The organism is Paraburkholderia flagellata, assembly GCF_021390645.1.
Taxonomy (GTDB): domain Bacteria; phylum Pseudomonadota; class Gammaproteobacteria; order Burkholderiales; family Burkholderiaceae; genus Paraburkholderia; species Paraburkholderia flagellata.
The window spans coordinates 312,794-326,915 of sequence record NZ_JAJEJT010000005.1 but is presented as its reverse complement, the minus strand read 5'-3'; the positions used below and the strand labels follow the sequence as shown (position 1 = coordinate 326,915).

General features: G+C 67.2%; 14 protein-coding genes. 13 read left to right on the top strand and 1 reads right to left on the bottom strand.

What is annotated here, in order from left to right; translation table 11 throughout:
* Window positions 1-71: 71 nt before the first annotated feature.
* A complete protein-coding gene (locus L0U83_RS37965; RefSeq protein WP_233889740.1) occupies window positions 72-1,307 on the bottom strand; it encodes a CaiB/BaiF CoA transferase family protein in 1,236 nt (411 codons plus the stop codon).
* A gap of 143 nt (window positions 1,308-1,450) precedes the next feature.
* Between L0U83_RS37965 and L0U83_RS37960 the strand changes: the two genes are divergently transcribed.
* The 13 genes from L0U83_RS37960 (at window position 1,451) to L0U83_RS37900 (ending at window position 14,120) form a co-directional block, all read left to right on the top strand.
* The gene (locus tag L0U83_RS37960) at window positions 1,451-2,659 is read left to right on the top strand and encodes an ABC transporter substrate-binding protein (protein WP_233889739.1); all 1,209 of its coding nucleotides are present in this window, start codon (window positions 1,451-1,453) and stop codon (window positions 2,657-2,659) included.
* Between the two features lie 5 nt (window positions 2,660-2,664).
* Window positions 2,665-3,513 carry an HTD2 family dehydratase gene (locus L0U83_RS37955; protein WP_233890000.1) on the top strand — a complete coding sequence of 283 codons (849 nt, stop codon included), beginning with the start codon at window positions 2,665-2,667 and terminating at the stop codon, window positions 3,511-3,513.
* Between the two features lie 70 nt (window positions 3,514-3,583).
* On the top strand, window positions 3,584-4,327 hold the full coding sequence (locus L0U83_RS37950) for an SDR family NAD(P)-dependent oxidoreductase (RefSeq protein WP_233889738.1): 744 nt from the start codon (window positions 3,584-3,586) through the stop codon (window positions 4,325-4,327).
* Window positions 4,328-4,343: 16 nt separating this feature from the next.
* Window positions 4,344-5,264 carry an NAD(P)-dependent oxidoreductase gene (locus L0U83_RS37945; protein WP_233889737.1) on the top strand — a complete coding sequence of 307 codons (921 nt, stop codon included), beginning with the start codon at window positions 4,344-4,346 and terminating at the stop codon, window positions 5,262-5,264.
* Complete coding sequence (locus tag L0U83_RS37940) at window positions 5,261-6,139, top strand: branched-chain amino acid ABC transporter permease (protein ID WP_233889736.1); 879 nt, start codon at window positions 5,261-5,263, stop codon at window positions 6,137-6,139. The genes L0U83_RS37945 and L0U83_RS37940 overlap by 4 nt, the downstream gene beginning before the upstream one ends.
* Window positions 6,132-7,136 (top strand): branched-chain amino acid ABC transporter permease, encoded by a 1,005-nt coding sequence (locus L0U83_RS37935; RefSeq protein WP_233889735.1) that lies wholly within the window; start codon window positions 6,132-6,134, stop codon window positions 7,134-7,136. The genes L0U83_RS37940 and L0U83_RS37935 overlap by 8 nt, the downstream gene beginning before the upstream one ends.
* 8 nt (window positions 7,137-7,144) lie before the next feature.
* A complete protein-coding gene (locus L0U83_RS37930) occupies window positions 7,145-7,951 on the top strand; it encodes an ABC transporter ATP-binding protein (RefSeq protein ID WP_233889734.1) in 807 nt (268 codons plus the stop codon).
* Entirely contained in the window at window positions 7,944-8,708 is a 765-nt protein-coding gene (locus tag L0U83_RS37925; protein ID WP_233889733.1) for an ABC transporter ATP-binding protein, read from the top strand. Before L0U83_RS37930 ends, L0U83_RS37925 begins: the two co-directional genes overlap by 8 nt.
* A 34-nt stretch (window positions 8,709-8,742) precedes the next feature.
* A complete protein-coding gene (locus tag L0U83_RS37920) occupies window positions 8,743-9,666 on the top strand; it encodes an SMP-30/gluconolactonase/LRE family protein (protein ID WP_233889732.1) in 924 nt (307 codons plus the stop codon).
* 193 nt (window positions 9,667-9,859) lie between these two features.
* The gene (locus L0U83_RS37915; protein ID WP_233889731.1) at window positions 9,860-11,077 is read left to right on the top strand and encodes an FAS1-like dehydratase domain-containing protein; all 1,218 of its coding nucleotides are present in this window, start codon (window positions 9,860-9,862) and stop codon (window positions 11,075-11,077) included.
* 52 nt (window positions 11,078-11,129) lie between these two features.
* The gene (locus L0U83_RS37910; RefSeq protein ID WP_233889730.1) at window positions 11,130-12,296 is read left to right on the top strand and encodes a CoA transferase; all 1,167 of its coding nucleotides are present in this window, start codon (window positions 11,130-11,132) and stop codon (window positions 12,294-12,296) included.
* Window positions 12,293-13,492, top strand: coding sequence for a CaiB/BaiF CoA transferase family protein (locus L0U83_RS37905; protein ID WP_233889729.1), 1,200 nt, complete (start codon window positions 12,293-12,295; stop codon window positions 13,490-13,492). The genes L0U83_RS37910 and L0U83_RS37905 overlap by 4 nt, the downstream gene beginning before the upstream one ends.
* Before the next feature lie 46 nt (window positions 13,493-13,538).
* Window positions 13,539-14,120 (top strand): cysteine hydrolase family protein, encoded by a 582-nt coding sequence (locus L0U83_RS37900; RefSeq protein WP_233889728.1) that lies wholly within the window; start codon window positions 13,539-13,541, stop codon window positions 14,118-14,120.
* Window positions 14,121-14,122: the final 2 nt, after the last annotated feature.

The window sequence follows — 14,122 nt, the reverse complement described above, 5'->3', positions numbered from 1 at the left end:
GTGACGCCTGGAGCGAGCGACGCGCGCGGCGAACTGCCGCGCGGCCGCATCGCGTGCGGGTGCGCCGGTTCTCAGGCCGGCTGGCGCACCGGTGCCCAGGCGAACGAGTCGTCCTCGCGGACCCCGGCCGCGCCCGAGGCAACGAGTGCCGCGCACTCCTGCGCGCTCAGTCCGGCGGCTTTGAGGATCTCGAGGGTGTGCTCACCGAGTTCGGGCGGCGGCAGCGCGCCGGGTGCAGCCGCCGTAGTCGCGGCGCCTGGAAACTCGGGCACCTCGAATGGCAGCCCGCGATAGTCGACCGAACGCAGTTTGCCCGGCTCGTGCGCCTGTGGCGCCTCCAGCACGCGTTCGAGCGGCAGGACTTCGGTGCAGCCCACGCCGATCGCCTTCAGGCGCGCGGCGATGTTGTCGAAGGTGCAGGCGCGCACGGCGCTGCGCACGATCTCTTCGACGTTTTCACGCGCTTTCTTGCGCTGACGCAGCGTGACGAGCGACTCATCGGTGGCCTGCGGCAGCGCGAGCGCCTCGCAGAACTTGCGCCAGTGTGCGTCGTTGAGCATCAGCAGATAGATCCAGCGGTCGTCGGCGGTGAGATACGCGCCATAGCCTGGCATGCTGAATTCGCCGTGAGGTTCGCGCTCAGGGCGGCCGAAGAGATGCGTCTTCAACTGCACGCCGACGAGGTCACGCGACGCCACGTGCAGGCCCGTTTCGTAGAGGCCCACTTCGACGTGCCGGTCGTTGTCGTGCGTACCGTCGGTCTCGCCGAGCATGGCCGCGAGGATGCCGATCACGGCATAGGCGCCCGCGAACTGGTCGTGGTACGAAGGCCCGAGCCGGCCTGGCCGGCCGTTCACGCGATTGGCTTCCATCACGCCCGTCGACGCCTCGGCGACGGGATTCGACGCGAGGTCGTCGGCCTGGGGGCCGGCAGCGTAGCCGCGAATATGACAGTAGACGAGCGACGGATTGATGGCGCGACACGCCTCGCGCGTGACGCCGAGCTTGCGCGCGGCCTTGGGCGCGAGATTGTGCACCAGCACGTGTGCGCCGGCGACGAGCTTCATGAATGCCGCCCGGCCTTCCGGCTTGCCGAGGTCGATGCACACGCTCTTCTTGCCGTGGCTGTAGGCGATGAAGGTGCCGCTCGGGCCACCGCGCACGAGGCTGCGCGTCGGGTCGCCGGCGGGCGGCTCGACCTTGATGACCTCGGCGCCCAACTGCGCAAGGATGTGGCTGGCGAAGGGGGCGGCCAGCATGGTGCCCAGTTCGATGACGCGTCGTCCGGCGAGGGGTGTGTGCTTCATGGTTACCTCGGCTGTATGAGTAAGAATGCATTCTATATTTCGCAGCAAATCGAAGAAACTCAATAAATGCGGGAAAAACCCTGACTTGCACCTTTCCAAATAGCTTATAGAATGCATTCTTAACGACACCAACAGGTGAGACCATGCGCAGAAGAACATTCGTCTTCAGCAGTGCGGCGGCCGTATCGGCCGGATTGCCCGGCCTCGGCTTAGCCGAGCAGGCCACGCCGGGCATCGACACCGCCAGCAAGACCATCACGGTAGGGGCGTTCACGCCGATCACGGGTCCGGTGCCGTTCTATGCGATCGTCACGCGCGCGACCGACGCCTGCTTCAAGTGGGCGAACGAGACCAACGCGATCAAGGGGTGGAAGACCAAGTACGTTATCTACGACGACGGCTACGAGCCCGCGCGCAGCGTTGCGGTCACGCGGCGGCTAGTCGAAGAGGACAAGATCTTCGCGCTCGCGGCGCCCGTGGGCACCGCGCAAACCGAGGCCGTGATCCCTTACGCGAAGGAAGTGGGCTTGCCGATGGTCGGCCCCGTGGGCGGCGCAAGCGCGCTGTTCACCGAGCGCCTGTCGTTTCCGCTGCTGCCCGACTACGGCTGGTCCGCGGCGTCGAACGCCGACTACGCGCTCAAGTCGCTCGGCGTGAGCCGCGTGGCGCTGCTGTGGGAAAACGATGAGCTCGGGCGCTCCGCCAAGCGCGGCTTCGAGCGTTATCTCGAAGGTGCGAAGAAGCAGGCCGTCGAATCGATTCCATTCGAAGTCCGAAATACCGACTTCACGCCTCACATTCGCCGTCTCGCGAATGCGAAGGCCGACGTCGTCATCCTGTTCGGCTCCAATTCCAATCTGGCCGCCGCGCTGAAATCGGCGGACCGTATCGGTTTCGAGGCGAAGTGGATGGCGCCATTCTTCACCGCCGATCCCACCACGCGCAAGCTCGCGGGATCGCTGCTGGACGGCGTGTACTTTTCGTCGTGGCTCATGCCCGTTACCTCTAACGATGCCGACATCAAGGCCTATCGCGACAGCATTGCGAAGTATTACGCCAGCGACCCGGTCGGGGTGTTCGGTCTCAACGGGTGGAGCAACGGCATGCTGTTCGTGAAGTCGTTCAACATGCTGCTGGAGAGCGGCAAGCCGCTCACGCGCGCCAACCTCGTCGACGTCATGGAGACCATGCACGATCAAAACATTGGTGGCACGCGCGGCGTGAGCTTCAAGCCGGGCGATCATCGCGGCGCACGTCAGGAAGGCATCATCCAGGCGACCAACGACGGCTTCAAGCTGGTACGCGATTTCAAGCCGTATCCGGAGCAGGTCTTCGACGCGAGGCTGTCGTGAGCGAAATGGAACTGGAGAACGTGTACGAGTCGTGGATCGGCCGCGAAGAAGCGCACGTTGCGCGTATCGAGGCCGGCACGGCGCGGGCCATGGCAGCCACGCTCGATCTCGACGCCGCGCCCGCCCCAGGCGAGCCGCTGCCGCCGGGCTGGCAATGGCTCTTCTTCAATCCCACCGTGCGTCGCAGCGGCCTTGGCGCGGACGGGCATCCGCAGCGTGGCGGCTTTCTGCCGCCCATCGCGTTGCCGCGCCGCATGTGGGCGGGCAGCCGCATCCGTTATCTGCGCCCCTTACCTGTCGATGTCAGCGCGACGCGGCACAGCCGCATCCTGAAGGTCGAGAAGAAGTCGGGCAAGCGCGGGGCGCTCTGGTTCGTCACGGTGAGCCACGTCACATCGTGCGAGGGCGCGCCATGCATCGAGGAGGAGCAGGACATCGTCTACCGCGAGGCAGCGCCGGCGGCCGCGGCGAGCGCCTCGGCGCCGGCGATACACGAGGCGCAGCCGCAATGGACCCGTGCATGCCTCGCAGACTCGACGCTGCTCTTTCGCTATTCGGCGCTCACCTTCAACGGGCATCGCATTCACTACGATCAGACGTACGCGCGCAACGAAGAGGGTTATCCCGATCTCGTCGTGCACGGGCCGCTCACCGCAACCCTGCTGCAGCAATTCGCCCTCGAGCACGGCAACGAGCGGCGTCTCGCGCGTTTCGATTTTCGCGGTGTGAGCCCGCTTTTCATCGACCGGCCGTTCTCGCTGGAAGGACGCGCGGCGCCGGACGGCGGTCTCGAACTCTGGGCGCGCGGCGCGCAGGGCGAACTGGCGATGTCGGCCTCGGCGACGTTCGAATAAGACGTAGCCCGCCGCCTCTGACATCGCCGGCAGTTACCCAACCTCAAGCGAAATACAGGAGACGCAACACATGGCGCAGCATTTGAGCGGTCCTGCGAATCTGGAAGGGCAGGTCGCGTTGATCACCGGCGGCGCGGGCGGCATGGGCCGCGCCATTGCGAATACGTTCCGCCGCGCAGGCGCGCGCGTGATCGCCACCGACATTGGCGTGCACGAAGACATCGGCCCGGGCGTGCAGTATTTGCGCTACGACGTGACCTCGCGCGTCGAAACCGATCGCGTAATCGAAGGCGTGCTATCGGAGCATGGCGCTATCGACATTCTCGTGCTGTGCGCCGGCATCATCGCGCGCACGCCGCTTGGCGACAGCACCGATGAAGAGTGGGACGCGATCATGTCCGTGAACGTGCGCGGCGTCGTGAACCCCACGCGCAAGCTCTTTCCGCTGATGTGCCAGCGCGGCTTCGGCAAGATTCTCGCTGCGGGCTCGATCGCCGCGAAGAATGGGGGCGTTGCGTCGGGGCCGGCCTATGTGTCGGCGAAGGCCGCCGTGCACGGCATGATGCGCTGGGTGGCCAAGGCGGGGGCGCCGCACGGCGTCTACGCCAACGTGCTCGCGCCCGGACCGGTCGAAACCGCGATGTGGTCGAACGTGACGGGCAACGGCGCGCCTTCGGCGAACGCGACCGTGCCGCTCGGCCGCTACGGCAACGCCGACGATATCGCGCAGGCCGCGCTGTTCCTGTGCTCGCCGGCGTCGAACTGGATCACCGGCACGTCGCTCGATATCAGTGGCGGCATGTGGATGGACTGAGCACGAGGAGCGAGGCATGTCTACAGAGAACCAGGTGGTGATCGGCTTCGTCGGCCTGGGCGTGATGGGCGGCCCGATGTGCCGCAACATGGCGCTCAAGCACGCGGGCGGCGTCGTGGCGTTCGACACGAACGACCACGCCTTTCAGGTGCTCGACGGCACGAAGGCGCGGCGCGCGGCGTCGCTCGAAGACCTGGCCGGCGAGGCCGACATCGTCTTTCTGTCGCTGCCCGGCGGCCCGGCCGTGGAAGCCGTCACGCTCGGGCCGCAGGGGCTCGCGCACGGCATGCGCCGGCCGAAGGCGATCGTCGATCTGAGCACGACCACGGTAGCTTCGGCGCGTGAGGTGGGCGCGGCGCTGGCCGCGCGCGACATCGCGTTCGCGGACGCGCCGGTGGCACGCACGCGTGAAGCGGCCCAGCGCGGCGAGCTGAGCATCATGGTGGGCGCGAACGCCGCACTTTTCGCTCGCATCGAACCGCTGCTGCGCTACATCGGCACCGACGTCACGCACTGCGGCGCGATCGGCTGCGGCCAGGTCGTGAAGCTCATCAACAATGCGCTCGTGTTCGAGCACACCGTGGCGCTGGCCGAGATGATGGTGCTCGGCGAGCGCGCGGGCGTCGATCCGGGCACGCTGCTCGACGCGGTATCGAAGGGTTCGGGCGACAGCTTCGTGCTGCGCAATCACGGGCGCAAGTCCATGCTGCCGCGGCAGTTCCCGGAGAAGTCGTTTCCGCCCGAGTACGTGCTCAAGGACATCGGCTACGTGCTCGAGTTGGCCGGGCAGACGGGCGTGGCGACACGCATCACCGAGCTTGCGCACCGCTATTACAGCGCCACGGTGCAGCAAGGCTACAGCGGCCGTTATTTCCCGGCGGTGATCGAGCTGATCGCGCGCGATGCCGAACTCGCGCCGCAAGGGGCACAGCCATGACGGACTTTCTCGGTCTTGTGTGGGCGGGCCTGGTGAGCGGGTGCCTCTACGCGCTCGGCGCCATCGGACTCGTCCTCATCTACAAGAGCTCGAACGTCGTGAACTTCGCGCACGGCAATCTGGCGGGTCTCGCCGCGTTCCTCGTGTATGGCTTCACGGCGGGGACGTTCGCCCAGATGAACTGGGGTGCGGCCGTGCCGCTCGCGCTGATCCTGATGGTGGTCGTGACGACGATCAGCTGTGCCGCGATCGCGCCGCTCGTGCTCAAGTCCGACCTGACGAGCACGATCGCCACGCTCGGCATCGGCCTGATCGCGCAGGGCGGCACGCAGCTGCTGTTCGGCTCGAACGTCGTGTCGCTCGATCTGCCGTTGCCGTCGTGGCGCGCGCATCTCGGGCCCGTACGCGTGACATCCTACGACATCGCCGTGCTGGTGGCGACGTTCGCCATTGTCGGGCTGCTCTACCTGCTGATCGAGCGCACGCGCATCGGCGTGGCGTTTCGCGCGGTGTCGGCCAATCCGTTCGCGAGCCGCGTGTGCGGGCTGAAGCTCGGACGCATCCATCTGTTCTCGTGGGTGCTTGCGGGCCTGCTCGGTCTTGTCGCCGCGCTGCTGATCGTGCCGACCACATTCCTTTCTTCCACGAGCGTCGCTTCGTTCATGCTGCAGGCGTTTGCCGCGGCGGTGGTGGGTGGCTTCAGCAGTCTTCCCGGTGCCGTGATCGGCGGAATATTCGTAGGCATCCTGATGAACATGCTGTCGTTCTATCTCTCCGCCGAATTCAACAACACGTACATGCTTGTGCTCATGCTGCTCGTGCTCAACCTGTTCCCGCGCGGTGTGCTCGCCGCGCGAGGAGGCGCCCGTGCCTGATCTTTCCATCCCCCCGGCTGCTACTACGAGCGACGCGCAGGATATGCCCACGCGGCGTCATCGGCCATTGCGCGTATTCGGCACATTCGGCGCGTGTGGTGCTGCCGGGCTCGCGCTGCTCGTCTTGCCGCTCATCGGCGGCGGATACTGGATCTATACGCTCGGACTGTGCTTCGCCAACGCGATCGCCATCATCGCGGTGAGCTTGCTTGTGCGCTACGGCGGCGAGGTGTCGATCGGACATGGCGTGTTCGTGGCGGCGGGCGCCTATGTCGTGGCGCTCGTCGAGAAGAACTGGGGCCTGCCGGTTTTCGTGAGCCTGCCGCTCGCCGCGCTGGCGGGCGGCGTGTTCGGCGTGCTGTTTTCATATCCATCGCGGCATCTCAAGGGCATTTCGCTCGCGGTGACGACCATGGCGCTCGCGCTCGCGTTTCCCGAGTTTCTCATGCACTTCTCGAAGATCTCGGGCGGCTACGAAGGTCTGTACGTGAAGCTCGACGCGCTCGCCGGCGTGCCACGCAACCTGCAACGCTATTATCTGCCGCTCCTCACGCTCTTCGCCGTGGTCGCGCTGCTGCGGCAATTCCGGCGCTCGCGCCAGGCCATGGCGTTGCTGCTGATCCGCGATTCCACACATGCCGCCGAATCGTTCGGAGTGCGGCGCAGTTGGGCGCGCGTGTCGTGCATGGCGCTGAGCGCCGCGATCGCCGCCATCGCGGGGGCGATGCAGGCGTTCGCCGCCTCGACCGTCTCGCCCAACAGCTTCACGCTGTGGACCTCGATCTTCCTGCTAGTGGGCTCGGTGGTGAGCCTCTACTCGCTCTCACTCTTGGGCGCGCTGGCGGGCGGGCTATTTCTGACACTCGTGCCCGTGCTGCTCGCGGGTGCGGGAGACTGGGTGCCGATCCTCTATGGCGCGGCGCTGCTGGCCGTCGTGCTCGGCGCGAACGCATTGCCCGCGGCGTGGCGTGCCCGGCTCGAAGGGAGGCGTCAATGAGTGAGGCGATGGCGGTACCCACTGTGGCGTGCGCAACGGCAACCGTGGACGCGGCCGCACTCGTCGTCGAGCAGCTTGCGCTCTCGTTCGGCGGCAATGAGGTGCTACGCGATGTGAACATGCGGCTCGAGGCCGGCGAAATCACCGGGCTCATCGGCCCGAACGGCGCGGGCAAGACGAGCTTCTTCAACTGCCTGACCGGGCTCTATGCACCCCAGCGCGGCAGCATCTGCTTTGGCGGAGAAAACGTCACACGCGTGCCGCCCACGGGGCGTGCCGCGCGTGGCTTCTCTCGCAGCTTCCAGCATGTCGCGCTGTGCCCCGAACTGACGATCGCAGAGAACGTGATGATCGGCCTCGACCGCGAAGCCGCCGCCGGCTGGCTCGATGCGTTCTTGCCGCTCGCGCGCGGTCGCACCGAACGCGCGCGACACCGCGGCATGGCGCTCGCCGCGCTCGCGCGCCTTGGCATCGAACAGGTGGCCGATTCGTTGCCCGCACAACTGCCACCGGGCGTGCTGCGCCTTGCCGAAATCGCGCGGGCGATTGCGGGTGCACCGCGCGTGCTGCTGCTCGACGAGCCGGCGGCAGGCCTGAACTCCGTCGAAACGCGCGATCTCGCGAACGCGCTGAAGAAGCTGCGCGGTCCCGATCTTGTGCTCGTGGTCGTGGAGCACGACATGGATCTCATCATGGACGTGTGCGACACCATTCACGTGCTCAACGTCGGACGCGTGCTTGCGTCGGGCAGCCCCGCGCATATTCGCGCGAACGCGGACGTGGTGCGTGTCTACCTGGGGGAAGAAGATGAGTGAGGCCCAAGCGGAGCGTCTTCTCGAGGTCGAGGATCTCACGGTGCGCTACGGCGCGGGCCCGGTCGTGCACGGCGTGCGCTTCGGCGTGCGTCGCGGCTGCGTGGGTGCGCTGCTTGGCGCGAACGGCGCGGGCAAGTCGAGCACGCTGCGCGCCATCGCGGGTCTCGAAGCCGCGCAAGGGCGCGTGCGCTTCGATGGCCACGACGTGAGCCACATGAACGTCGCGGCGCGCTTTCGCGCGGGCATCGTGTACGTGCCGGAAGGGCGCGCCATCGTCGCGGACATTTCGGTGGCCGAGAACCTCACCCTCGGCGGGTATTTCGTCGATGCGGGCACACGCGCGCGCCGCCGCGACATGGTGCTCGACTTCTTTCCCGAGATCGCCAATCGCCTCAAGGCGCCTGCGGGCCTCTTGAGCGGCGGCGAGCAACAGATGCTCGCAATCGGGCGCGGGTTGATGTCGGGGCCGCGCTTGTTGCTGCTGGACGAGCCGTCGCTCGGGCTTGCGCCACTGCTCGTCGCGCGCGTCTACGAGCGGCTCGCGCGCATCCAGCAGGAGCAGTCGCTCACGGCGCTACTCGTCGAGCAGAGTTTTCACGCGGCCGCGAAGCTGGCTTCGCATGCGTGGGTGATGCGCCACGGACATATCGTCGGCGAACTCGACGAGCCGCTTTTGCGCAGCCGCGAAGGCCGGCAGCGGGCCGTTGACGCTTATCTGGGCGCACGTCAGGACGAGCGCGCGGACGCACACATTTAGGACTGAAGAGGGCACGGCGATTATGGGAGCTCGCATGAATCTCACCCTGCAGGGCCGCGTGATGGCGACCGGTCTGCAATTTCCGGAAGGTCCGGTGGCGTTGCCCGACGGCAGCGTGCTGGTGGTGGAGATCGCCGCCGGACGCCTCACGCGCGTGATGCCGGACGGTGAACTGAAGGTCGTGGCGGAAGTGGGCGGCGGCCCGAACGGCGCGGCGCTCGGGCCCGATGGCCACTGCTACATCTGCAACAACGGCGGCTTCAGCTGGCGCACCGACGACGGCTTCACGCGCCCCACCGGCGCCGCAGCCAACTATGGCGGCGGGTCGATCCAACGCGTGAACATTGCGACAGGCGAGGTGGAGACGCTCTACACGCATTGTGGCGGTGTGCCCTTGCACGGACCGAACGACATCGTGTTCGATGGCGACGGCGGCTTCTGGTTCACCGACTTCGGCAAGACATTCGAAGACCGCATCATGCGCGGCGCGGTGTACTACGCGCGCGCGGACGGCAGCCACATCCGCTGCGCCGCGCACCCGGTGCTCACGCCCAATGGCGTCGGCCTCTCGCCCGATGGACGCACGCTCTACGTGAGCGAGACGGAGACGAGCCGCCTCTGGTCTTATCCCGTGACCGGACAAGGCGAACTGGGCCACGAAGCGTGGCCTTCGCCGAATGGCGGCCGGCTCGTCCATGGGCTCGCTGGTTATCAGCGTTTCGATTCGCTCGCGGTGGAAGAGAGCGGCAACATCTGCGTGGCGACGCTGGTACGCGGCGGCATCAGCGTGTTCTCGCCGGGCGGCGAACTGCTCGAATTCCACGAGGCGCCCGAGGGCTATTGCACGAACATCTGCTTTGGCGGCCCGGAACGGCGCACAGCGTTCATCACGCTATCCGGCTACGGCCAGTTGTTCGCAGCGCAATGGCCGCGGCCGGGGCTCGTGTTGTCTGCCTGAGCGGGCGCGCCACGCGGCGCGATCTGTTGCGCACGCAACCGATCGCGCAGTGGCCGTGCTCGTGGTTGCACGAATAACGAACTCGCTCTCAGGTACTGGCGGGCGTAACGAACTCGCGGGTTCGTTTCGTTATCTCAAAAAGAATGCATTCTGCACCATCTTCACAAACCTGATTAACCGACGGAGAAGCCACTTGGACACGACGATCCTCACCCCTGCCCAAAGCGACGTGGGCAACGCACCGGCCGAAGGCCGCATCACCGATCAGGCCATTGCGGAGGCGCGCGCGATGATCGGCCTGCAACTGCGTCCCGAAGGGCCGTATCTGCAGGATGCAAGCCCCGATACGCTGCGCAACTGGTGCAACGGCATTGGGGACCTGAATCCGCTTTATCGCGACTACGGTTACGGTCCTTCCACGCGCTTCGGCTCGATGGTCGGGCACCCGATGTTTCCGATGGCGTTCGGATGGCTCGGCAGGACGCGCTGGGGTCTTGCAGGCGTGCACGGCTTTTATGCCGGCAACGATTGGGAACTGTTCCGTCACGTGCGTCCCGGCGACCGCATCACGGCCATCGAGCGCGTGGTCGGTGTCGAGGAAAAGGAAAGCAAATTCTCGGGCCGGCTCGTGCTGCAGTACGTCGAGGCTTGCTACTACAACCAGCGCAGCGAACTCGTCGCGCGCGCGCTCGGCACCTGCACGCGTCACGAGCGCAAAGCCGCGCGCGACACCGGCAAGTACAAGGAAATCGTCCAGCATGAGTACAGCGACGAAGAGCGCGACCGCATCGACCTGATGGTGCTCGACGAGCCGAAGCAGATTCGCGGGGCGAACGCGCGCTACTGGGAAGACGTGCAGGAAGGCGAGGAACTGCCCACGATCGCGCGCGGCCCGCTCTCGCTCATGGACACGATGGGCTTTCTCGTCGGTTGCGGGCGCGGCCATACGCACGGCGTGGTGCTGCAAACGGCGGTGAAGCACCCGGGCCACTTCTTCCGCAATCCGGAGGCGGGCGGCGGCGTGGAGTACACGGGCATCGGCCATCATCGCGAGTCGGTGGCGAAGGAAGTGGGGGTGCCCGGCACCTACGACTATGGCCCGCAGCGTTCGTCGTGGATGTGCTCGCTCGTCACGAACTGGATGGGCGATGCGGGCTTTCTCAAGCGCGTGCGCACCGAAATGCGGCGCTTCAACATCATGGGCGACACCACGTTCTGCAAGGGCAAGGTCGTGCGCAAGTACGTCAAAGACGGCGCGGGACTTGTCGACATCGAACTCGCGGCCGTGAACCAGCGCGGCGAAGTGACCACGCCGGGTCTCGCGACGGTGGCGCTGCCCTCGCGCGACGTGCGGCTGCCCGCTTTCATCGATGGCGCCGGCATCGACCTCGAACTGCCGGTCGTGCGCTAAGCGCACGTCGGCGCCTCGCCGCCGCCTGACCACATAACTGGGAGGGGAGCACATGCAAACCAACGACGAACCTGCCGACACCGCGCTTCCGCTTGCGGGCTGCCGCGTCGTGGAGCGCTCGCGCACCGTGGCGGCGGTCTGGGCAGGCCGGCTCCTCGCCGCGATGGGCGCGCGCGTGGTGATGCTGGAGCCGCCCGCCGGGCATCGCCTGCGCGGCGCGGCGCCGTTCATCGACGCGGGCGGCGAGAGCGCGCTCTTCGCGTATCTGGCGGCGGGCAAGCGCAGTCTCATTTGCGATCCCGCGACGCCGTCGGGTCGCGCGGTGCTCCACCGTGAACTCGAGCACGCGGACATCCTGATCGACGATACGCCGCTTGCCGAGCGCCAGGCGCAAGGGCTCGAACCGCAGACGCTCGGCGAGTGCTTCCCGCAGCTCGTGCACGTTTCGGTGCTGCCCTTCGGCGCGCACGGCCCGAAGGCGCATTGGGACGGCGAGGAGGTGAACCTCCTGCACGCGGGCGGCGAAGGCTATCTGCTGCCCAACGGCCTTTCCGGCGAGCTCTTTCCGCAGCGCGCGCCGCTCAAGATCTACGGCCATTTCGCGGGCTATCAAGGCGGCTGCGCGGCTGCGCTCGCCGCGCTCACCGCGTGGTGGGCGGTGCCGCTGGCGGGCGGCCAGTACGTGGACGTCTCCGTGCAGGACGCGACGCTCGCGGTCGGAGCCTTCGCGCTGCAGCGGCTCGGCGACGGCTCGCTCGAACATCGCTCGACGCGCAGTTTCCGCTACGGCGGCGTGTTCGAGGCGCAGGACGGCTTCGTGGAGGTGCTCACGCTTGAGGACCGTCAGTGGAGCGCACTCGTGCAACTGCTCGGATCGCCTGCGTGGGCGCTCGAAGTGGCATTCAGGGACCCGCTGGTGCGCAGCCGACGCGGCGACGAGATCAACCGCCACATCCGCGAGTGGATGGCGCACGAGCGCGTGGAGGATATCGTGAGCCGGGCCCAAGCGCTCGGCGTGCCTGCCGCGAAGTACCGCACGCCCGCGGAAGTGTTGGCGGGCGAACACGAAGGCGCGCGCGGCCTGTTTGCGCGCACCGCGCTGCCGGGCGGCGAGACCGTCGACGTGCTGGTCGCGCCGTTCCAGTTTCGCTGCACGCCGCTCGCAGCCAACGCGCGCGTGCCGGCGCTCGGCGAACACGACATGGAGGAGTGCTCATGAAGCCAGCCGGGGCGCCGCTCGCCGGCGTACGCATCGCCGATTTCACGATTCATGCGGCGGGGCCGTTCTGCACGCACCTGCTCGCGCAGCTCGGCGCCGAGTGCATCAAGATCGAAAGCCGCAACCGGCCCGACGCGTTTCGCAAACCGCACGCCGTGTATGGCCGCATGTCGGCGGCCACGTTCGATCAGGTGTCGTCGAACAAGCGCTCGGTGCGGCTCAATCTCAAGCAGCCCGAAGCGGTTGCGCTGGCGAAGCGCCTCGTCGCGGTGTCGGACGTGGCGGCGGAAAGTTTCCGGCCCGGCGTGCTCCAACGGCTCGGCTTGGGTTTCGACGAGCTGTGCAAGAGCCGCCCCGACATCGTCATGCTTTCGCTCTCGTCGTGCGGGCAGAGCGGGCCCGATTCGTCGTTCGCGGGCTACGCGCCGCTCTTCGGCGCGTGGGGCGGTCTTGGCTGGATGAGCGGCTACAGCGACGGTCCGCCCATGGAAATGCGCCACGTCATGGATCATTCAGCCGGTCTGCATGCGGCGCTCGCGACGGTCGCAGCGCTGCACCAGCGGCGCGTGACGGGACAGGCGCAGCATGTCGATCTCGCGGCGCGCGAGGTGGCCTCGGCGATGATCGGCGATGCGCTCGTGCTCGCGAGCGCGGGCCGAACGCCGCAGCGCCCCGGCAACAGCGACGCCTGCATGGCGCCGCATGGCGTCTACGCCACGGCCACCGCGGATCGTTGGCTCACGCTCGCCGTGCGCGACGACGCGGCTTGGCGCGCCCTCGCGCGCGTCGCGGGCTGGCCCGTGGACGATCCCGACTATGCGACGCAGGCGGCGCGCTTCGCACGGCGTGAGGCGCTCGACGCACGCGTGGCCGCATGGCTCGCGGGCTGTGACGCCGAGCCCATCGCGCAGGCGCTGCAGCAGGCGGGCGTGTGCGCGCACGTCTCCTGGAACATGGAGGACATCGCGACCGATCCGCATCTGCGCGCGCGCGCCGCCGTGGTCGACGTGAGCGCGCCGGATCTTCCCCCGCGCGCGGCCGTCGGTGCGCCCGCACGGTTCTCGCGGACATCCGACGTGGGCATCCGTTCGCTCACGCCCGCGCTGGGGCAGGACGAGGACTACGTGTTCGGCGAACTGCTCGGCTTGAGCCGCGCGCAGCGCGCCGATCTGGAAGCGCGCGACGTCATTTGCTGAAGGCGGCGCCTCGCGCGCCATTGAGAAAGAGATCGAGGAGAATTACGTGAAAGACGCAATCTATCTCGTGCTGGACATGGAAAACGATCTGGTCCACGCGGACGGCCCGAACGGCAAGGCTGGCTATGCTGAGCAGGTCAACGGCCGGCGCATCATCGAGAACACGCGGCGCGCCATCGACAAGGCGCGCGCCGCGGGCGTTGCGGTGGGTTTCGTGCGCGTGGGCTTTTCGCCCGACTACCGCGAGTGCCCGCCCGATTCGCCGATCTTTTCGGGCGCTTGCAAGAACGGAATATTCAAGCTGGGGACATGGGGTACCGAAGTGCATCCGGACCTTAGTCAGCAAAGCGGCGACTTCGACATCGTCAAGCATCGCGTGAGCCCGTTCTATGCGACGAGCCTCGAGGCGATCCTGCGTGCACACGGCATCAGGCGGATCTTCTGTTCGGGCATCTCGACGAACGCCGTCGTGCAGGCGACCGTGCGCGAAGGCCACGACCGCGACTACCCGATGACGGTGCTCGAAGACTGCTGCTGCGCGATCACGGCCGAGGAACACGAGAACGCGATTGCGGGGCTGCGGCGCTTCTGCACGCTCAGCACTTCGCGCGACGTGACGTTCGAGTGAGG